The 21,324-nt window shown below is 67.7% G+C and carries 13 protein-coding genes; 6 read left to right on the top strand and 7 right to left on the bottom strand.

Going from position 1 to position 21,324, the window contains the following annotated elements; translation table 11 throughout:
• Positions 1-294 precede the first annotated feature (294 nt).
• Positions 295-930, bottom strand: coding sequence for a DsbA family oxidoreductase (locus BS83_RS00915; RefSeq protein WP_037599688.1), 636 nt, complete (start codon positions 928-930; stop codon positions 295-297).
• A 46-nt stretch (positions 931-976) separates the two neighbouring features.
• Positions 977-2,002, bottom strand: a complete 1,026-nt coding sequence (locus tag BS83_RS00910; RefSeq protein WP_037599686.1) for an NADP-dependent oxidoreductase — start codon at positions 2,000-2,002, stop codon at positions 977-979.
• Positions 2,003-2,138: 136 nt separating this feature from the next.
• On the opposite strand from BS83_RS00910, the gene BS83_RS00905 reads away from it, so the two are divergent.
• Positions 2,139-2,774, top strand: a complete 636-nt coding sequence (locus tag BS83_RS00905; RefSeq protein WP_084712992.1) for a TetR/AcrR family transcriptional regulator — start codon at positions 2,139-2,141, stop codon at positions 2,772-2,774.
• Between the two features lie 75 nt (positions 2,775-2,849).
• On the opposite strand, the gene BS83_RS00900 is transcribed toward BS83_RS00905, so the two are convergent.
• Complete coding sequence (locus BS83_RS00900; protein WP_157596686.1) at positions 2,850-3,317, bottom strand: hypothetical protein; 468 nt, start codon at positions 3,315-3,317, stop codon at positions 2,850-2,852.
• Positions 3,318-3,553: 236 nt separating this feature from the next.
• On the bottom strand, positions 3,554-5,473 hold the full coding sequence (locus BS83_RS00895; RefSeq protein WP_157596685.1) for a putative bifunctional diguanylate cyclase/phosphodiesterase: 1,920 nt from the start codon (positions 5,471-5,473) through the stop codon (positions 3,554-3,556).
• 50 nt (positions 5,474-5,523) lie between these two features.
• On the opposite strand from BS83_RS00895, the gene BS83_RS00890 reads away from it, so the two are divergent.
• The 3 genes from BS83_RS00890 (at position 5,524) to BS83_RS00870 (ending at position 9,732) form a co-directional block, all read left to right on the top strand.
• Positions 5,524-6,183, top strand: a complete 660-nt coding sequence (locus tag BS83_RS00890; RefSeq protein ID WP_232247982.1) for an HD domain-containing protein — start codon at positions 5,524-5,526, stop codon at positions 6,181-6,183.
• A 296-nt stretch (positions 6,184-6,479) separates the two neighbouring features.
• Positions 6,480-9,431 carry a beta-propeller fold lactonase family protein gene (locus BS83_RS41125; protein ID WP_198035078.1) on the top strand — a complete coding sequence of 984 codons (2,952 nt, stop codon included), beginning with the start codon at positions 6,480-6,482 and terminating at the stop codon, positions 9,429-9,431.
• Between the two features lie 28 nt (positions 9,432-9,459).
• Positions 9,460-9,732 carry a transposase gene (locus BS83_RS00870; RefSeq protein WP_037599678.1) on the top strand — a complete coding sequence of 91 codons (273 nt, stop codon included), beginning with the start codon at positions 9,460-9,462 and terminating at the stop codon, positions 9,730-9,732.
• A gap of 1,297 nt (positions 9,733-11,029) precedes the next feature.
• Here the strand turns inward: BS83_RS00870 and BS83_RS44770 are convergent.
• Together BS83_RS44770 and BS83_RS00865 are read right to left on the bottom strand one after the other, a co-directional pair.
• The gene (locus BS83_RS44770; RefSeq protein ID WP_157596679.1) at positions 11,030-11,227 is read right to left on the bottom strand and encodes a hypothetical protein; all 198 of its coding nucleotides are present in this window, start codon (positions 11,225-11,227) and stop codon (positions 11,030-11,032) included.
• Between the two features lie 105 nt (positions 11,228-11,332).
• On the bottom strand, positions 11,333-11,809 hold the full coding sequence (locus BS83_RS00865) for a DUF6401 family natural product biosynthesis protein (protein ID WP_037599676.1): 477 nt from the start codon (positions 11,807-11,809) through the stop codon (positions 11,333-11,335).
• Positions 11,810-12,707: 898 nt separating this feature from the next.
• Here BS83_RS00865 and BS83_RS00860 point away from each other — a divergent pair.
• Both BS83_RS00860 and BS83_RS00850 read left to right on the top strand, forming a co-directional pair.
• Positions 12,708-13,334, top strand: coding sequence for a helix-turn-helix transcriptional regulator (locus tag BS83_RS00860; protein ID WP_037599674.1), 627 nt, complete (start codon positions 12,708-12,710; stop codon positions 13,332-13,334).
• 391 nt (positions 13,335-13,725) lie between these two features.
• Positions 13,726-14,906 (top strand): IS3 family transposase gene (locus tag BS83_RS00850; RefSeq protein ID WP_157596645.1). Its coding sequence is split into 2 segments (ribosomal slippage): positions 13,726-13,996 and positions 13,996-14,906, totalling 1,182 coding nucleotides; the frame shifts between segments, so codons are not numbered across the junction.
• Between the two features lie 195 nt (positions 14,907-15,101).
• Here BS83_RS00850 and BS83_RS44765 read toward each other — a convergent pair.
• Positions 15,102-20,984: a beta strand repeat-containing protein gene (locus BS83_RS44765; RefSeq protein ID WP_157596677.1), complete on the bottom strand. Its 5,883-nt coding sequence runs from the start codon at positions 20,982-20,984 to the stop codon at positions 15,102-15,104.
• Positions 20,985-21,324 lie beyond the last annotated feature (340 nt).

The raw sequence follows: 21,324 nt of genomic DNA, 5'->3' as shown, positions 1-21,324 counted from the left end.
ATGTAGTCCACCATCAGCGTCTTCGCCAACCCTCTTCATCTACGCCGGGCCCGCCGACTCCTACCACGATCACCGACCCCGGACTGGACCCCACCCAGCAGATCGCCGTCGTCACGGATAACGGCATCTGAGGGCTGCTCCTCGACACCTTCGCCCAGGACCAAGGCCGGTCCGCCGCCCGTGGCTACGATCACGCCATCGGCCTGGGCACACTCACCCCGGCCTGCTTCGGCTGACGCATCACTGCACCGGGTTCCCGGGCGGCAGCGGTGCTCGGCCGCCCGGGACACACCGTCAGCTCGCGTCGAACTCCCCGGCGGCGACTCGTTCGAGGATCTCGACTAGCAACTCCGGGCTCTGGGCCCCGGGGACGGCGACCTTGCCGTCGAACACGAAGGTCGGCACGGACGAGATCCCCAGCTGTGCGGCTTCGCCGAGCTCGGCCCGGACTTCGGCCTCTCCCTCGTGCGAGGCCAGGAAGGCCGCGACTTCGTCACGGTCCAGCCCGGCCGCCGCGCCGGCGGCCGTGAGCTCCTCGATGCCGCCGATGTTGCCACCCTCGGTGAAGTGGAGCGCCAGCAGGCGCTCCTTGACCTCCGCTTGAAAGTTGTGGCGGGCGGCGAACCACAGCAGCCGGTGGGCTTGAAGGGTGTTGGCCGAGATCGCGTCGTTCATGCGGAAGGTGAGGCCCTCGGCCGCCGCCGCCCTGGTGAGGTGGTCGAATATCGGCTGGGGGTCGGTACTGAACTTACGCCCGTAGGCCGCGGCCGCGGGCTCCGGCGTTTCCGGGGTGGCCGGGTTGAGCTGGAACGGCCGGTACACGACCTCCACCTCATCAGCCCCCGCGTAGGAGGCCAGGGCCTGTTCGAACCGCCGCTTGCCGATGTAGCACCAAGGGCACACCAGGTCCGAGTAGATCTCGACTTTCACTGCTTCTCCTGTGACGTGCTGCCAGGGCTCCGCCTTGGCTTCGGGGTTACGCGGCGGCGAGGTGGACCAGCATCTTGCCGATGTTGGCGCCGCGCATCATGCCGAGGAAGGCGTCCGGCGCCCGGTCGATGCCCTCGAACACGGTCTGCTCGGAGCGCAGCGCGCCGCTGGCGAGCCATCCGGCCGCGGCCTGGATGTACTGGGGAGCGAGGGGGAAGTACTGACCGACGAGCATGCCCTTCAGGGTGAGCTGCTTGCCGATCGCGGTGACGAGGTTGCTCGGGCCGGGCACCGGCTCGGTGGCGTTGTACTGGCTTATGGCCCCGCACAGGGCGATGCGGCCGAGCGGGCGCATCGCACCGATGGCCGCCTCCAGGTGTTCGCCACCGACATTGTCGAAGTAGACGTCGATCCCCTCCGGCGCTGCCGCGGCGAGCTGCTCGGCCACGGAGCCGGCGCGGTAGTCGATGGCGGCGTCGAAGCCGAAGTCCTCGACCAGCTTGCGGGCCTTCTCCGGGCCGCCCGCCGAACCGATCACCCGCGAGGCGCCGAGCTGCCGGGCAATCTGGCCCGCCACGCTGCCCACGGCGCCGGCGGCACCCGAGACGAACACCACATCGCCCTTGGCCACGGGGGCCACCTCGACCAGGCCCGCGTATGCGGTCAGGCCCGGCATGCCGAGGACACCGAGGTAGGCTTCCGCGGGTGCCAGCGAGGTGTCGATCGGGGTGACCGTCGTCGCGTCCAGGACGGCGTAGTCGCGCCATCCGAGCTGGTGCATGACGGTAGTGCCCACCGGGGTGGCGGCGGCACGGGACTCCACGACGACACCGGTCGCGCCGCCGCTGAGCGCCTCCCCGAGGGCGAACGGCGGGATGTAGGAGTCGGTGCGGTCATTCATGCGGCCACGCATGTACGGGTCCACCGACATCCAGGTGTTGCGCACCAGGACCTGTCCTTCGCCAAGCTCGGGGATCGCGGCGTCCACGACGGTGAAGTTCTCCGGTCCGGGCTCGCCCACGGGCCGGGAGACAAGGTGGACCTCGCGGTTGGTGCGGGGGGTGTCGGTCATGGCGCGACTCCTAGAGGCAGGCAGAGGGTGATGCGGCCAGCCCTGTTGTTGACCGCTCGTTCCACAATTTAGATGTTCTGGAACATTCGGTCAAGTACTGCTGGGTCCAGCCTCGCCCATTCGGTACCGTGGCTGCATGGGACGACCGAGAGAGTTCGACGAGGAAGAGATCCTCAACCTCGCCATGCGCCTGTTCTGGCGCAAGGGCTACGAGGCCACCACCATGAGCGACCTCGTCTCCGAGCTGGGCCTCGGCCGCGGCTCCATCTACGCCGCCTTCGGCGACAAGCACCAGCTATTCCTCAAGGCCCTCGACCGCTATCTGCAACACCAGGCCACCCTCCTGGCCGGCGCCCTCAACGACACCGCCCCGGCCCTCCCCCAGCTGCGCCGCCTGCTTGAGGTCCTCCTGGTCACCGACGCCTCCTGCGGCCCGGCGGCGGGCTGCTTCAGCGTCAACAGCATCGCGGAACTGCTCCCCCACGACAGCGAGGTCGCCGCACTGGTAAGCCGCAGCCTCGACAACGTCCGGGCCGCCTTCACTACCCAACTCCGGCGCGCCCAGGACACCGGAGAGCTCTCCGACGCGATCGACGCGGCCGAGGCCGCGCGCCTGCTGGTCACGCTGACCCAGGGCATCCAGATCACGCGCAAGGCGGCCCCCGGCGACCCGGCCCTCACCGGTCCACTCGATCTCGCCTTCCACCTGCTGGCAGGCCGCGCCGGCGCAGCGACCGCACCCACCGCCGCCGAACCCGAACCGGTCGCGTAGGGCAGCCTCCCGACGGAGGACAAAGGCCCCCAGGTCAAGCCCGACGAGCTGCCCGGCCTGCCGGGCGAAGGCCCGTCAGCCGATCAGCATGTTCCCGTCCTCGATGATCTGCCGCTTCGCCTCGTCCACCGAGGGCTGGTCCGTGTTGTGGACGCCCGTAACGCAGGCGGCGGACTGGGTCTGCAGATCCTGCATGACCGCGTTCCATCGGTATCCGGTCACGGCCGAGCCGCTCAGAGCATGCCCGACCGCCTGACGTGCGTCGTCACCGAGGGCATTGCACAAGGGGATGAGCTTGTTCGGGTCCGAGCCGGAGTCCACTGCGATCATGTTGTTGATGTCCAGCTCGACCGCCCAGCCCGGGCCGGCCGCCGGGTTGGGTGCTGTGGGGTAGGACCTGGGCACCTGGGCATCGGAGACAACCGGGGTGGAAGGCACGTTGAAGGTAGCGCTGCCGCACGCCGCCGCCAACAGTGCCGTCGCGGTGAAACCTAGCGCCGCCACCGGGAGCGTGCGGCGACGACGGAGATTGTTGTCAGGCATGGGCGGCCACCTCGATAGCTGTCGGACCCCCCCACAGGGTGCCGCGCCCCCGCCTGCTTCGCCCTGCCCGAACGGGCAGGTGACAGGGTGACGGACCGCGGCCGGCCAGGGGCGGGCCAAGCCGGCAGCCCGTCGTGCCCTGCGCGCGGAAGAACTTATGCCGGAGTGAAGCCCCCCCCTGAGGACCACCCGAAGAGGCCCGGGCCGGTTCCCCACGGCCCGCCGAAACGCCCCTGTCAGGCGGGGGGAAGCGGCTCACGGGTGCGCGGCTGCGGCATGGACGGCAAGGACGGCATCCTGGTCCTCGTCCGAGCGGGCGCGGCGGCCTCGTGATCCTGCAACCAGGAGGGGACCCGGTCCGGTGGCAGGGCCGCACTGATGTACCAGCCCTGTGCTGCGTCGACGCCCATCGCCCGCAGTCGCTGCCAGATGAACTGGTCCTCGACCCCCTCGGCGACGACCCGCATACCGAGCAGATGGGCAAGTTCGACAGAGCAGCGCACCACTGCGGCGTCGTCCTCGTCGGCAGCCAGTCTGGCGACGAACCAGTGGTCGAGTTTGAGGGTGTCGATCGGCAGACTGCGCAACCTGACCAGGGAGGAGTAGCCGGTACCGAAATCATCGAGGGAGATCCGGACGCCCTCGCGCCGCAGTTCGTCGAGTGTGGAGACGGCCGGCTGCCAGTCATCGATCAGGAGTCGTTCGGTGATCTCCAGTTCGAGGGCGTGCGCGGGCAACCCGTTGCGGGTGAGGCGGGCGAGAGTGGCGGCCGCGAATCCGTCCTGGGTGAGATCGCGCGCGGAGACGTTCACGGCGACGGGGAGATAGATCCCTCGCCGCCACCAGTGGGTGGCCTGGCGCACCGCGGCGTCGAGGACGTAATCGGCCAGGTCCGGGGCGAGGGCGCTGGCTTCGGCCAGGGGCACGAAGTCGTTGGGAGGTACCGGGCCACGTCCCGCGCAATCCCAGCGCAGCAGAGCCTCGAGAGCGGTGGTGCGACCGGTGAAGTCGACGATCGGCTGATAGTGGAGCCGTAGCTCCTTGCAACGCATGGCACGCCGCAGTTCGGTGAGCAGTCCCAGGCGCTCGGCACTGTGCACGGCGTCGTGTTCGCTGTCGTAGACCTCGAACCCGCTGCGTCGGCACTGCGCGTGGCGCAGCGCGATGTCGGCGCGGCTCAACAGGGCGTCGGCGTTGTCGGCGTCATCGGGGTGGTAGCTCAGGCCGGCATTGACCTCGAGGGCGAGGGCGGGCCATGCGTCCTGGGAGTACGGGGAGGACAGCTCGTCGAGGAGCCCGCGGACGGTCTGTTCGAGAGCTGAGGGGTCGGTGACGTGGTGGATGAGGACGGCGAACTCGTCGTCGCCCAAGCGTGCGACCGTCCCTCGTTCCTCGGCGATGCGGAAACGTCGTCGAAGGCCCTGCGGCGCGGGCACAGTCTCACGGAACCAGCGGTTGAGACGTTGGCCGGTCTCCTTCAGCACCTGGTCACCGGTACTGGTACCCAGCGAGTCGTTCAGGGCCCGGAATCCCTCCAGGTCGAGCAGGACGAGTGCAGTGGCGCCGGCGGCGCCCGGCCCGCGACGCCGGGCCATCCGCTTGAGGTTGCTGTCGGCGAGTTCAAGGAGGCCGTGTCGGTTGCGCAAGCCGGTCAGAGGATCGCTGAGCCGGCCGAGAGTGTTGCCGGTGGCGGTGCCCACGATGCCCGCGAGAAGCAGAAGCACGACTGCGACGATCCACAGCGCCCGGGAACGGGGGTGCTGGGTGGCGACAACGAGTGCGACCACGCTCGCCAGAGGGGCGATTCGGCTGGTCCAGAACCAGACCGCGGTCAACGGTGCGTGGCTGAGGGCGTGTTCGACGCGTTCGCCGAGCCCGCGCATCCAGCGCCGCAGCACAAGGTCAATCCGGGGGCCTGGCACCAGGGGTGGTGACTGGTTCATCGTCCGGTGCCTCCCGGCGTCTCTGCCGCGGCCACCACCGCCGGCGACTCCTTCATCGACTTCATCGACTCCGGCAGCTATGCAGCCGCTCACGCTTACAAGTGTCGGCGCGGAGAGGCTTGTGGAGACGCTCGCACACTCCTCCCTTTTCGAACCTGCGGCTGTCCGATCGCCGGACCGATCGGGCAAGTCTGGCCGGTCGGCGGCGTTCACGATCAGGTTCGGGCACACACAGGTACGCCCCAGGTAGTCGGGAGGCCAAGGTGACCGAGGAGTATCCGTCGGTACGCATGTCCGGCGCGCAAGGCGCACCCCGTCCGTCCGCCTTCCCGCGGGCCCGGCTGACGAGTCCGGCTGTGCTGTCCGGTGCTCATACCGATCACGCCTTCGACCTGGCGCGTTGCCTCCTGGCGAGGGAATTCCCGCAACGGTGGGAGCACTCCCAGGGCGCAGCCGCCGGGGCTTCCCGTCTGGCCCCGATCCTGGGCAAGCACAGTGAGGTCGTTCGCGCTGCAGCCCTGTTGCACGACATCGGCTACGCGTCCACGGTGAGCCGCACAGGTTTCCACCCGCTCGACGGTGCCCGGTACCTGCGGGGCCTCGGCGTCGACCAACGCGTGGTGTCCCTCGTCGCCCATCACACCTTCGCCCTGCTGGAAGCCGAGTTGCGGGAGCTGCGGGAGCCGCTGGAGGGCGAGTTCGAACTGCCGCCGCAGGAGTTGCAGGATGCGATGGTCTACTGCGACATGACCTCGGCGCTGAACGGACAACTGACAACGTCGCGCGTCCGTACGGCGGAGATCCTCATCCGCTACGGGACCGAGAGCATCGTGGGACGGTTCATCACCCGGGCCGAACCCTTGATCCACGCGGCCGTGGCACGGGTCGTCGACCGCCTGGACAGGGCTGGGGAGTCGGTCTGAGTGCACGCCGCCGAGCTGGCAGGGCTGCGGACATCGAGCAACACCCAAGCAGGCGCGGCGCGGTTCCGGGCAAGAAGACCGAAAGGGCAGTCGAACACCGTCAAGTTGTTCCTGAGGAGCCGCCCTTCGAGCGCGCCGTCAATGCGCCGCCTGCGCAACGGTGGGGTCCTGCCGGTCTTCACTGAGCCCCGGGGCTGTGGCGCCTCGAGGCCTGGGCTCCAGAAGAACAGGCCCCCGATCCGTGCCAGGCAGCCCGCTCCCCCGGCGAAGGCGTTGAAGTGATGAAGAGGACGCGAATGGACTTCCTTGCGCGGGGAAAAGGGCAGCGGAGAATGTGGACGACCGCTCTGGCCGTCCTCGGTGCCTGCGCCATGATGGTCATGGGTATCCTGCTCGTCTCCCCGCCGGGTGGCGGCCGGGCTTCCGGGGTCGTACCCGCAGGCGTGTACGCGTACGTCGCCAACGAGGGATCGAACACGGTGACTTCCGTGGCCACGGCGAACAATGCGGTGGCGGACACGATGAACGTCGGCGGCTTTCCGACGGGGGTTGCCGTCAATCCCGCCGGTACCCGCCTGTATGTGGCCGATCAGAGCACCAACGATGTCCGCGTCATCAACGCCGCCACCGACATCGCGGTCGGCGCCCCCATCCCCGTCGGCAACGGTCCGGTAGGTGTCGCGGTCAGCCCTGACGGCAGCCACATCTACGTGAGCAACCAGAACGCCGACAACGTGTCCGTCATCAGCGCTCAGACCGATCAGGTAATCGCCACCGTTCCCGTCGGCACCTTGCCCAACGGCATTGCGGTGAGCCCTGACGGCGCGCACGTCTACGTCGCCAACAGCGGCTCCAACAACATCAGCGTCATCAACACCGCCACCAACCAGGCGACCCCCACACCCATCATTCTGCCTCCGGGGGCATCTCCCCACGCTGTCGCGTTCAGCCCCGACGGCAAGCTGGCATTCGTCAGCCTGCCCGGTTCCGGTGCGGCGCCCGGACAGGTATCGGAGATCAACACCAGCACTCAGACCACCCTGCCGAACCCGATCACGGTCGGCCTCCTGCCAGAAGGCCTTGCCGTCTCCCCGGACGGCACGCACGTGTATGTCGCCAACCTCGGATCGAACACAGTTTCGGTAATCAACCCGGCCGCGGCCGCCACCGTCGGCACACCCATCGCGGTCGGCACGGCTCCCCACGGCCTGGCCGTCACCCCTGACGGCAACCACGTCTATGTGGCCAACCAAGGAGCCGGTGCTGTGGCCGGCAGCGTCTCGGTGATCGACACAACGACCAACACCACGACCGGTGCGCCCATCACGGCCGGTACGACCCCGACCGGCATCGTGATCGGCACCGTCCATGCGCAGACCCTCAACGTCACTCCCGCGACGGCGTCAGCGAAGATCGGATCGCCTTTCGCCACTCCCATCACGGCGACGGTGACGGACGGCGGCGGGACCCCGTTGGCCGGGATCACGGTCACTTTCACCGCCCCGGCGGTTGGTGCCGGCGGAACCTTCACCGGGGCGACCAACACCGTCCAGGTGACAACAGGGACGGCAGGCACCGTGCAGGCACCGGCCTTCACGGCCAACAACGTGATCGGGAGCTACCAGATCACCGCAGCGGTGACCGGAATCAGCAATCCAGCCGTTCTCACCTATACGAACGACCCCTCGAGCCTGGTCTCTCCGGGCACGTATGCCTATGTCGCCAACAAGAACTCCGACACGCTGTCGGTCATCGGCATGGCCGACAACAAAGTCGCCGTCACCATCGGAACCGGTGCGAGCCCCTCCGCCGTCGCGGTGAGCCCGGACGGCAGCCGGGTCTTCGTCGCCAACGCGGGCTCGGGCTCCGTCACGGCTGTCGACGCCATCACCGACAAGGTCACTGCGACGATCAAGACGGGTGGTAGCCCAGCCGGTGTGGCAGTGAGTCCGGACGGAACAAAGGCCTTCGTCTCCGATGCCACCTCCAACTCGGTGAGCGTCATCGACACCACCACCGATCACGTCACCACCACCATCCCTGTCGGGTCGGTCCCTGCCGGCCTGGCGGTGAGCCCGGACGGAAGCGAACTCTTCGTCGCCGACAGCGGCTCCGCCGCGGTGAGCGTCATCAACCTCACCAGCTCCCAGGTGGTCAACGCCGTCAGCGTCGGCAACACCCCCGAGGCGATCGCCGTGACCCCGACTGGCAACCAGATTTTCGTCACGAACAACGGCTCCAACACGGTCAGCGTCGTCAACGCGGCCACCAATCAGGTGAGCCAGACCGTCACCGTGGGCACGGGACCGGACTCGGTCGCCGTGAGCCCGGACGGAAAGCGGGTGCTGGTCGCCAACAACGGCTCCAACACCGTCAGCGTCATCGACCCCACCACCAACCAGATCACAGGCAGCGTTCCGGTCGGCACGCCGACCGGGGTGGCCGTGAGCCCGGACAGCAGCCGCACATTCGTCGCTGACTCAGGAGGTGACTCCGTCTCGGTGCTCGACGCCTCGACCAACCAGAACCTTGCCTCCGTGGCCGTCGGCAACGGCCCGAGTGCCGTGGCGGTCGGTGGTGTCATGCCGGACACGGTCACCACAGTCGCCGGGAGCACTCCCCAATCCGCCACTGTGGGCACGGCTTTCGCCAAGCAGCTGGCCGTCACGGTCACGGACCAGAACAACGCGCCCGCCGCAGGGCTCACGGTGACGTTCGTCCCGCCGACCACGGGAGCCTCAGGCTCGTTCGCGGGAAACCCGGGCAGCAACTCCGTGACAACGAGTGGTCAGGGAACAGCCACGGCACCGGCCTTCACCGCGAATGGCACGAGTGGCACGTTCACAGTCACGGTCCAGGTGAACGGTGTCCTCACCAGGGCCGCATTCGCTCTCACCAACAAACCCTCCCCCGCCCCCTCCCCGCCCGCAGTGACCCCTCCTGCCCCCTCCGGCGTCTCGCAGGTGAACCTGAGCCGCAAGGTGGCCGCGCCGGGCGGTTTGGTCACCGTGACCGGGCAGCACTTCGCACCCGGCCAGACAGCCCTGGTGACGATTTCCGGGACCACTCAGTCCGTCCAAGCGGTGGTGGCGAGCGATGGCACGGTGACGGCCAGTCTGGCGATCTACTCTGGCCAGCAACCCGGGCCGCACACGATCACCATCCGCGTCGGTACCACCTCGGCCAGCGCATCGGTGCTGGTGGTTCAGGCATCCGCTCAGCCACCGGACTTCGTCTCCCGTGGCTGAGCCGTCCCTGCGACGATCCAGGCCGCGGGTGCTGGGCATCGACCAGTTCGCCCTGCGTAGCGGCCATGTCTACGCCACCATCCTGATGCCCTCGAAACCCGCCCCCGTCGTCGCCGCGCTGCCTGACCGCTCCACCGACACCGTGTCCGCCTGGATGGCCGACCGCCCCGGCATGGAAGTGATCTGCCGCGACCCGCTCCGCCTCGTTCGGCAAGGCGGGCACCCGGGCGCACCCGACGCGGTCAACGTCGCGGAACCGCTGCCACTTGTGGCACAACCCCGCACCGCTGCGGGCCCGTAGACCCCCGATCATCCGGGGCCCGCGCGTGCGGGCACCTCATCACGGGAGGACCCAACCCACAGTGAACACCCCTGCGCGGATCAACGCGCCGATCTACGCCCAGTTGGTGCGCGGGCGCGGCGACAACCCTCCGAGGCCAAGACAGTCGCGGAGGAGGCATTGCGACGGTCCGCCAGCGCTGTGGATTTCCGCCTTCCCTGGAAAGTGAGCCAGCACCGGTGCGGGGCACTGGCGCGCCCACGCGTCGCGCCGGCCCGGCGTTCCGTCAGACGGAGTCCTCCCGGCGACGCTGGTCAGAAGACCGACCATCCGGTGCGTCCTGGCCAGCGACCGGGCATCGCAGGCCGCTGACGAGAGACAGCCCCGACCGACAGAACCCCCGCCGGACCCGTAATCCAGTGGGGTTCTGGCCTGCAGGGCTGCAGGGTGATTCTTTTTGCTCTGTGGCGGGCGCCCGCCCCGATTCTGGGGGCTGTTACTGGAGTGCGGCGAGGAGGGCTGCCCCGTCGGGGACGCCCAGGCCGGTGCACGCGTCGTACCCCTTCTGGACCGCGTAGCCCACGCCGGGCTGCGGGAAGGAAGCGTTGTCGTGACCGACGCCGATGTCGGCCAGGGCACCGTTACAGTAGCGCCGTTCTGGTAGAGCAGCGGTGTGAGGAAGCGCTGCTGCTTGCCTGCCGGCAGCTGGGCGTTGATCCGCGTGATCAGGGCGGCCCACAGCGGGAACCGAGGCGTTGGTGCCGCCATTGGGCTTCGGGCGGCCGTGCAGGATCAGGTCGTAGTACGGCGGGCCAGCCAGCGCGGCGACGTCGGGGACTACCCGTCCCGCCTTCGCGCCCTGGTTCAGCGTGATCTAGCGAGGACCCCCGGCCGTTCACGGCCGGGAGGAATCGCTTCCTGAGTCACGGTGGCGCGGATGGAACTGGAACGGCTGCGCCCCACCGTGCTGCGCGGCACGTTCCACGCCTACGAGCTGGCAGCGCTGGTCGCGGCGGCCCGGTACGTCGCGACGACCGCCCCCGCGGACATCCCGCCGAGTCGCTGGACCAGCTCCGCCAGCTCCTTACCGACTACGGCCAGCAACTGCGCCAGCTGGGCCCGTCATGATCCTGATCGGCCGGCTGGCGCGCATGCTGTGCGGGCTCCTCTCGCCCCAGCGAGGCCGTGCCTGCCGCAACGCCGCCAGGGCCGCGGCACGGATCTGTGCGGAGCGCCCGGCCCACCACCTGGCAGCGCAGTGGTGAGCGCGAGTACCAGGTGGTCGCGTGTTCGAGAGCGTCGACGACCTGGGTGATGGTCAGTTCGCTTTCGCTGGTGCCCGGGCCGTGGCCCGGGCGAAGCGGAACGCGCCGTTGTGATCGAACAGGGCGAGCAGGGTCCAGGGGCCTTCGGCATCAGGGCGCTGCAGGATTGCGGCTGCCTCGGTCTCAAAGCTGGCTGCGCGTTCCGTATCGAATGCGGCGCCATAGGCGCAGGAGGCGAATGTGGCACTCACCTGGGCGCGCCGGGCAGGCAGCAGTCACCAAAAGACGGAGCTGGGCGTCGAACGCCGGGCGGGCCACGTGGGAGGAGGTTCATGCTCCCGTGCGCGTCAAGGCCGTCACGGTTCCAAGCACAGGTCCATGAGGTTGGGGGCGACGGGGCTGGGCATCGCCTTCGGGTCGGTGGCCAGGCGGCACACGGCGGTGAGGCGCAGTGCGACCCATTCCGTGCGATCCTCCGCGCTGTCGGGGCAGTCGGACGGGGCGGCTGCCGGGGAACCCTGGCCCAGTGAGAGATCGACCTCCGCGGGCATCCAGCCGTTGGACCAGGCAAGGTCCAGCAGGCCGTGCAGGTAGCGGTTGAGGGTGAAATAGGTGACCTGTCCACCATTGCGGCGGATGCCGGCGCAGACCCGGTCGATGTGAAGGTCGACCTGGACCGTGCGGACGAGGTCCTCCGCGGCTCGTGCGACCAGTTGACAACCGGGGCCTGAGGCGAAGGCCATCAGGATGGGCCACTGCGGAGGCAGCTGCGGGGATGCGACAGGACGGCAGGTGGCAGACTCGGTGGCCTGCAGGGTTTCCAGGCTGGTCATGGCGATCTACTACGCGGCTTAGTAGGAGTTCAGTGGGTGGTCAGTACGGCAGCTGCCGACCGGCGGGGGTGCGCAGATCGACATCCCTGTCGTCCCGGCGCTCACAGGAACGGGTCTTTCGTATCTGCAGCTGACGCATGGCACTCACCTCATCCTTGCCGCCCCTGAGGGGTTGGCTCTATGGGAACTTCGACTTCGTGACCTCATCGTGCGCGCCGTATGCCGCACAAAGCCCCAGGGATAGCGCCTAGTCCTTTCCCTCAGTGAGTCGCAGCGCCCAGCCCGGGGTTTCCAAGGGGGTCTCCCCTGCCTTGCCCGGCCGTCGCATCTCCTGCCCGTTCGGGCGTCCTTCCGCGCACACCAAGCGGTGGGGAGAACGCCTTCGTTCCGCCCAACACAAGTGCCATTCAGCCGAGTTGAACCCAAGCAGGCCTCGTCTGCACGGTTTTGGACCCTGGGGCGACGTCGCACAGGAACCCCGTCATGCCCGCGCACACTGCTCGGATGTCGCGCCTGCACCCCGGGGCGTCGCCGGGCTTGCCTGTTCGGCTCTTCTCCTGGCGGGTCCCGGGCCCCGTAACCGCCCAGGACGAGGGGTTTGACCTCGGTATGCTGCCCCCCCGGGTCGTCGCCGCATCCCCGCCGCACCCCCTTCCGGTGACCGCGCGCCCCAGGGTCGCTGCCCGCAAGGGCTCCCCGGATCCTAGGGCAGGGCTAGGGGCGAACCCTAGGGGCAAGGCGGCACCCGACAAGGCATGCTCCAAGTAGCCGCAACAAAGGGACCGGCCAACGACTCCTATCGGGCGGCGTCAAACAAAGAGGGACACCAGTAACAGCCACCGCGGGCACCCACCCGGAGGCTTTGTCCCCCAGGCCAACCTGATCACTAGGAGCTTTGGTGAACCAGCGCATCCCCGTTTACGTACACGCCGTCGACCCGATCTCTGAAGCCGGACTTCAGGCCGCTCTGCGCCCGCGGCCCGAGGTGAGCCTGGTCAGCAATGAGGAAGTCGACGAGCACACCGTCGTCATCGAAGCCGCCGATGCCCTCACCGAGGACACCATGCGCACCCTGCGCAGCCTCAGCCGACGCGGCTGCCGTCGCATCATCCTGGTCATCGGGGCCCTGGACGAGGCCGGACTGCTCAGTGTGGTGGAGGTGGGCGTGTGCGCCGTCGTCCGCCGCTCGGAGGCGACTGCCGGGCGCCTGGCCCAGCTCATCGTGAGCACCGCGGCGGGCGAGGGCACCCTGCCCCCCGACCTCCTGGGCCGCCTCCTGCAGCAGGTGGGCCGACTGCAGCGCCAGGTCCTCTCCCCCATGGACATGCACCTCACCGGTCTGTCCAACCGGGAGGTGGAGGTACTGCGTCTGGTCGCGGACGGCTTCGACACCCGTGAGATCGCGCAGAAGCTTTGCTACTCCGAGCGCACGGTCAAGAATGTGCTGCACGACATCACCAGCCGCTTCCAGCTGAAGAACCGCTCCCAGGCAGTGGCCTACGCGCTGCGGGAGGGACTGATCTGAACGCCCGGCCGCGCCACGAAGGCCCGGCCTGATCCAGGTGCTCCTGGATCAGGCCGGGCCCTTTTCATTTTGCGGCGACGCCGGGCACCTGGTACGGGCGCTCAGACGGGAGAGACCCTCGAGGCCACGGGGCAGCCCATGGAGGTGACCTGGTCCGCGTTCCAGAGGCCGCGACGCGGGTCAGATGACACCGGGCGCGCGGTTCGATCAACACTTCGAGTGCCGCCGGCTCGACCGGGATCCGGGACCGTCCAAGGTCGGCGGCCGGCCCGCGGAGCCCGGTCCGGACTGGTCGGCATCGGTTTCCGCCAGTTCGGTCATGGGGCGCTTCCCCCAGGTCGTGGACACCCTGATCATTGGATCGCGAGGATCCGTAGAACAGGAGTTCCCGTTGGGGACGTCGAAGTACAGCCCTGAGTTCAGGGCCGATGCCGTCGCGCTGTACCACGCCACGCCGGGCGGTACGTACGCGTCGGTGGCCCAGGACGTGGGCGTCAACCACGAGACGCTGCGGATCTGGGTGCGTGATGCGGAGGCGGCTGCCCGGCCGGGGGCCGGTGAGGCGAGCGCGATGGAGAAGGAGAACCGGCAGCTGCGGGCGCGGGTGAAGGAGCTCGAGCTCGAGCGGGAGATCCTGCGCAGGGCCGCGAAGTATTTCGCCCGGGAGACCAGCTGGTGAGCAGCCGCTTTCAGTTCGTCGAGGATCACCGGGACGCCTACGGCGTGAAGCGGCTGTGCCGGATGATGCAGGTCTCGCGGTCCGGGTTCTACCGGTGGCTGGCCGGCGCGGACGCGCGCATGGAACGGGCGAGGGCGGACGCGGAGCTTGCCGAGCGGATCGCCCGGATCCACACCGACTCGGACGGGACCTACGGGGTTCCGCGCGTCACCGCCGAGCTGCGGGATGCCGGGGACCGGATTAACCACAAGCGCGTGGAACGCGTGATGCGCACGTTCGGCATCGTCGGGCTGCACCTGCGCAAGAAGGTCCGCACCACGATCCCCGAGCCGTCGGCGACACCGGTGCCGGACCTGCTGGACCGTGACTTCACCGCGGCCAGGCCGAACACCAGGTACGTGGGCGACATAACCTACCTGCCCATCGGTGGCGGCCAGTTCCTTTACCTGGCCACGGTGTTGGACCTGTGCTCGAAACGGCTGGCGGGCTGGTCGATCGCCGACCACATGCGCACGTCCCTGGTGACCGACGCCCTGCGGGCCGCCGCGGCCGCCCGCGGCGCAGCCGGACTGCGCGGGGCGATTTTCCACAGCGACAACGGGGCCCAGTACGGGTCCAGGGACTTCGCGCACGTCTGCGCGGAGCTCGGCGTGACCAGATCGCGCGGCGCAGTGGGCACCAGCGCGGACAACGCCGCCGCGGAGAGCTTCAACGCGACCATGAAACGCGAGACGCTCCAGGGACGGAAACGGTGGAACGGGGCCCGCGAAGCCCGACTCGCCGTCTTCCGGTGGGTGACCCGCTACAACACCCGGCGGCGGCACTCCAGCCTCGGCCAGATCAGCCCGGTCACCTACGAACAACGATCAACTACGCTGGTCGTTGCCGCATGACAACCGGTGTCCACGAACCCGGGGAAACGCCCATGCCGTGGGTGTCGGTAAAGCAGATGCTGCGGCCGGTGCCAGATGGCGTGCCCGCAGAACACGGCACAGGCCTCGCATGGCAAACCTGGGGGACAGCGCCGGGCCCGGCCGGATCACACCGACCGGGCCCCGCTTATCGAAATGTCAGGCCGGAGATGACGCTCAGGCGCGGAACCTGCGATAGAGGAAGACTCCTCCCAGGATCAGGCCGATGCCGAAGACCGCGAGACCTCCGATGCTGGCACCGGTGTGAGCCAGGTTGCCGCTCGGACCGCTGCTGGTCGAGCTGTTCCCCGGGGTGGGGTTGCCGGACCCCTTGGCGGCGGGATTGGACGTTGTGTTGTTGGTGGTGGAGTCCTTCTGGTTGGGCGTCGGCCCGTTGCTCTTGTTGTTGTTAGTGGTGTTGTTGTTCTTCGTAGGGGCCGAGACGGTGAGTGTGAAGCTCTGGGTCGTGTGTCCTGCGGCGTTGGTGGCCGTGAAGGTGAGGGGGAAGGTGCCGGCCGCGATTGTTCCTCCGTTGTAGGTGAGGGTGGCGGTGCCGTTCGTGCTGTTGGGGGTGAAGGTGACCCCGTTGGGGAGGTTGCCGGTGCTGGTCAGGACCGGAGTGGGGGTTCCGGTCGTGGTGATGGTGAAACTGGCTGCCGTGCCGGAGGTGAAGGTTGTGCTCGCCTTGCTGGTGATGCTCGGTGGTTGCTGGTTGTCGAGGGTGAAGCTGGCGGGCGTGGTGATGCCGGTGGCGCTCGCCTTGACCGTGTACTGGCCGCCGGTGGCGTTCGCGGTCAGGGCGGGGGCCGTGGCGATGCCGTCGGTGCCGGTGGTGACCTGAGCAGTGGCCTGCGCTCCGGAGGCAGTGGTGAAGGTGCCCGACGCTCCACTGCTCGGCGCGGTGAAGGTGACGGTCACGCCCGGTACGGGGTTCTTGCTCGCGTCCTGAACCAGAACGGACAGCGGCGTGGTGAAGCTGGTTCCCACAGCGGTCTGCTGCTGGTCACCGGCATGGACGACCATCTGGTTGGCTGTGGCCGGATCATTGGTGAGGGTGAAGCTCGCCGCGGGGGTGATGGTTCCGGTCGTGGCGGTGACGGTGAACTGGCCGGCGGTGCTGTTGGCGGTGAGCGTCGGGGCGGTGGCGACGCCGTTGTCGTCAGTTACGGCGTCGGCGACGCTCTGGGCACCGGTGGTGTTGCTGCCGCTGATGACGGCGGCGGCTCCGGGGGTGAGCGCGCTGGTGCTGAAGGTTCCCGTGGCCCCGTTGGTGGCGGGGTTGATGGTGAACGTGACCTTGGTTCCCTTGGCTACGGGGTTGCCGTGGGCGTCGGTGACCAGGACAGCGAGGTTGGTGGTGTAAGCGCCGCCGATGGTGGCATGTTGGTCGCCACCGGCCTGGGGCGCGACGGCGTTGGGGACGTCGGGGGTGTTGGAGAGGGTGAAGGTCGCCGGCTGCGCGCCGTTGACGGTGACTTCAAGCGGGTAGCTGCCGGTCTTGTCACTGGCTGTCAGGACGCCCGCGCCGCTTCCGGTGCTGGCGACACCGTTGGCGGTGGTCGTCGTGAAGGTGTCGCTGGTCGTGCCCGCCGTGGCGCCGGGGAAGGTAGCCGTGGCCGCGGAACCCGCGGTCAGGCTCTGCTGGACTTGGAACTTCACCGACACACCGTCAGCCACGGGGTTGCTGTACTGGTCGGTGACCTGCACGGAGAGCGGGGCGAACGCGGCACCGACCGTGGCAGCGGCGTTTCCGCCGGCCGGATTGGTGATCACCACGGTGGCGGCTGCCCCGGCCTGGTTGGTCACGGTGAAGGTGACGGGCTGGGCGCCGGTGGCGGCGACCTGGACGGTGTAGGTGCCCGCGGTGGTGTTCGCGGTCAGCAGGCCCGGGCTGCTGGAGCTGGTGGGGTCGGCGGTGGAGGCCTCTCCATTGGTGTTGGTGGTGGTCTGGAAGGTGGTGGGGGTGCTGCCCGGGAACGTGGCCCCGGCATTGCCGTTGGTGGCGGGCTGGACGGTGAACGTCACCGGGACGTTCGCGCCGACCGGGTTCGTGCCGTCGGTGACCTGGACCTTCAGTGCGGCCAGGGGCTGGCCGACCTTGACCGTCTGCGGGTCGACGGACTCCTTGGTGATGCCACCGACCGCGCCTGCCTGGTTGGTCAGGGTGAAGATGACGGGCTGGGCGCTGCCGGCGGTGACCTTCACGGTGTAAGTGCCGGCCGTCGCGTTGGCAGTCAGCAGCCCCGGACTGCTGGAGCTGGTGGAATCGGCGGTGGAGGCCTCTCCGCTGGCGGTGGTGATGGTCTGGAAGGTGGTGGGGGTGCTGCCCGGGAACGTGGCCCCGGCATTGCCGCTGGTGGCGGGCTGGACGGTGAACGTCACCGGGACGCCCGCGCCGACCGAGTTGGTGTTGGCGTCGGTGACCTTGACGGTGAGGGCGCCGAAGGCATTTCCGACCTGGACCGTCTGCTGGTCGCCGGACACCTTGGCCAGATTCGCGGCGGTCCCTGCTGTGTTGGTGAGCTGGAAGTCGACGGGCGTGGCGCCACCGACGGTGGCTTCGAGGGTGTAGGTGCCGGCGAACTGGTTCGCCAGCACGGCGTCCGCCGACGAAGAGGTGGTGGCGACACTGGCGTTCCCCTTGGTGTCGGTCGGGACCAGGATGGTGGTCGAGCCGAGCACGTTCCCGAACGTTGCCGACGCCCCGCTCGCCGCATCAGGCTTGATCGTGAAGGCGACCGAGGTCTGGACCGGGTTTCCGCTGAGGTCCGCGACGTGAACGGTGAACGGCTTGGCGAACGCCGTCCCCGCTGGTGTCGACTCCTGCTGGGGATTGGTCGGCGAGACCGCCTGGAATGTGGCGACAGAACCGGGCGAGTTCGCGAGCTGGAATGTCGCCGTCGTCACCGTGCCGGTCGGCATGGTGGCGAAAGCCTGGTACTGGCCTGCGATGCCATTGGCTTGCGGCAGCGGCGTGGTCGCCATCCCGTTGCTGTCCGTGGTGACCACGATGTCGTTCGGGCTCTTGGCTGTAACCCCTTGCGGCACGTTCGTCCAGGTGGCGGATGCGCTGCTGGTCGGGGTCGTGAACTCCACCGCGACGCCCGGGACCGGGTTGCTGTGCGCGTCTGTCACCTGGACCTGCAACGGGTCAGCGAAGGTCGTGCCCACTGCGGGCGACTGGGCTGATCCCGACACCACCTTCAGATACGTCGCATCGCCATGGAGGTTGGTCAGCGTGAACGAGGTGGACAGGGGTTGCGGCGGAAGGAGTGACCCTCCGGTGTCGCCGGACGCGCAGCCCGGGATCCCGTTGGTGGAAGTCGTCGTGGTGGTCACGGCATTGACCACATACTGGCCGGCTGTGTCGTTGGCGGTGAATGTTCCCGCGTCCGCCACGCCGTCCGTGCCGCTTGTCGCCACGCATTGGGCGCCCGCAGTACCGAAGGAGCCCGAAGAGCTCGCGCCGGGCGCGCTGAACAGCACTTGCACGCCTCCGATGGGGTTGCCGAACTTGTCCTCCACGACGGCCGCGACGGGCTTCGTGTAGGGCTGATCGATCTTCGTGGACTGCGGCGATGAGCCGCCCTGGGGGACCAGCTGTGTCGGCGGGCCGACGACGTTGGTCAAGTTGTAAGTGACGGCGGTCAGCGAGCTGTCCTTGGCGTCCTTGAAGGTCAACTGGTAATGGGTGTTGGGCTGGGAGGGCTTGGCGTTGGCGAAGACGGGTGACGACGAGGTGTCGACGGTCCCGTTGGCATTCGTCGTGAGCGTCTCGGAGAGCGCACCGGACTGACCGAAGCTGGCCGAGGCCCCATCCGAGGCGGGTGTGATGGTGACGTTGATGCTCCTGTTCGGCACCGGGTTGCCTGAGCTGTCGGTCTCCTGGACCTGCATCTCTGGGAACGGACTACCGACCGTCGCACTTGCGCTCCCGTTGAGGGTGTCGGTCGATTTCAGGCTGCTCGCCCCTCCCGGCGCGTTGGTCAGATCGAAGGCAGTCTGGATAGACGTGCCGTCGACACTTGCTGTGACCTGGTACTCGCCAGCCACACTGTTCGCCGTCAGGTTCGGAGACCACGCCAGCCCATTCGCATTGGTGGCGATCCCGGTGGGCGACGTGGCGAAAGTCGCCGAGGCCCCCGGGCTGTTCTGTGACGGCTGCGCCTTGAAGCTGACGTTCACTCCGGAGACGGGGTTCCCTCCGCTGTCCGTAACTTCTACCTCCAGCTTCGAGAATGCGGTGTTGACCTGAACGGTCTGACCGGAGCCGGAGACAGGGTTGATGTTGGCGGGGGCAGCGACCAGGTTCCGCATGTCAAGAGCCGTTGTCAGCGTCTGAACCGGCGCCGCTTTTGTTACAGCAGAAACATTGATGGAATAGTCGCCGACAGCAGCGTTTGCCGTGAACGTAGGAGAGGCCACACCACCGAGGCTAGTGTTTACCGTGATCGACGTCTGGCCGTTGGAAAATGTTCCAGAGGCACCCGAGGGAGGGGCAGTGAAAGTAACAGGGTAGTTGGGGATGCCATCTCCCTGCGAGTCCTTGAGCACCACGGACGGACCCGGGCCGAAGGGGGTGCCGATCTTCGTCTGCAAGAGATTCCCCGACAGCGGGCGAAGCGCTGTCAACGAGGACACGTCAAGGGCCGTCAGTGAATAATTGAGAAATCGCCTAGAGCTGCCCTGGTCCGTAATTGCGATCTGAACGGTGTCATTCCCCGGCGACGTGGATGCTATGGCAGGCGTCGAAGCGATCCCGCTCGAGTCGGATTGTACCGTCACGGATGCGACCGGCGGCCCGCCAGGGTTTTCCGGATCGGGGAACATGACACCATTCGTCGAGCTGAATGTCACGGAGACGCCAGCCAGGGGATGAGCTGCTACACCGTCTACGCTCGGGGGGTCCGCCACTTGCACCTGGAGCGAATTCTTGTAGGTCGCACCTATCGCGGCCGATTGGTTGTTTCCCACAAGCTCTCCCACAGCAGCATCGCCTAGGGTTGCTGCGGCCACGTCTGTGAGAGGGGTCGAGGTTCCGGCATCAAAGTATTTAACATTGCCATTTTTGTCGATTGAGGTGAGATAGTCGTTCAAGGGGACCGCATTGGAGGTGCCGGCAAACCATGTAGTGCCGGTATCCTGCGAGGAACCCGCACCATCCGATTGGGCCATCGGGAAAGTCGAATATTGCCCGGGAATTGCGACCAGGCCATCCGCGCGAGCATTGTCAGCCATGTAAACCGTACTGCCAATAGCTGTCATGGCACCCGGAACGAAGCCGGCCTGCAAGTCTGTGTATTTGGAGAAAGCAAAAGAATCGGGCAGCGGTGACGGCGGTGCCATGAAAGGGCTATGGAAAAAGTACAATGCCGGACCGGATGTCGTGAAATATACTTTGGAATTTCCGTCGCAAGCGATATGGAGCATTCCGGTGGAAATTGTCTGAAAGGTCGAATTGACGACGTTCAGCTCATAAACATCACCAGTGAACCTGTCACCCACATAGGCAAATGGAGTGGCGCCGGGGTCATTGATGCAAATGTCACCCGCGCTGTTACCCGGCACGGGCATCAGTGTTGCATTCGACCCGTTGACTTTCGTTACTGCAGCCGTCCCCGAGGCCAGCGGGTCATTTCCGCCACCAGCATAGTAGGCGGCAAAGTAGCCAGTGTCTCTCTTATCGGTGGCCACACCAGTGATGTTACATGGCGTCCCAATCGGCGCATTTGGCAGACTGACCTGTGTGATCGCCAGATTGTACACGTTCATTTCATAGGCGTTGCAAGTGCCCGTCTCGCCTATGTAGAGGGTATCGCCAATTCCATTCACTGGGGCGGCCAGCTTCAGAGCGAATTGAGAACCTCCGGTGACAACGTTTGGCACACTCACTTGCGTGACTGGCTTGCCGGTGTCAGCGTTGAACACGGCAATGTTATAGTTGGTGTCGGCGGCGAAAACGTAATGACCCGCCAGAAGGAGATCTGGCGGCGGGGTGGCGGCGTGCGCCGGCTGGGCTGCCTGCAGTGCGACGACGCTCGCACCGGCGACCAGGAGCACGCTCAGCTTCGCCGAGACAATCCGTCGTAGCGCATGCTTCCTCCGCGCGCGGCCCTCGGCAGGGCGGCGCAAGCGTCGTGACACGACAGCTCCCCGCTCCGCCCTTCCTCGCGCTCTCAGCTGCGGTCCGGGCCGCAGTCCGTGGAGCATGCTCGCCAGCCGCCGAACAACCCACGGCACAGCGGTGACGACGCGGTGCCGCACGGCGAGCGCCACCGCAGGCAACAGGAGGCAGACCAGTTCCCAGGCACGGCGGACGACGGTGCCCGGCGCGCTGTGTGCACCCTGGCCGTTCGTCGGTGTGGTCGGCGCTGTCTGATCTTCGGGTGCTGTGGCCACG

Origin of the sequence: Streptacidiphilus rugosus AM-16, from assembly GCF_000744655.1 — a bacterium.
In the GTDB taxonomy this organism is placed as follows: domain Bacteria; phylum Actinomycetota; class Actinomycetes; order Streptomycetales; family Streptomycetaceae; genus Streptacidiphilus; species Streptacidiphilus rugosus.
This window is presented reverse-complemented; position numbering and strand designations above follow the sequence as displayed.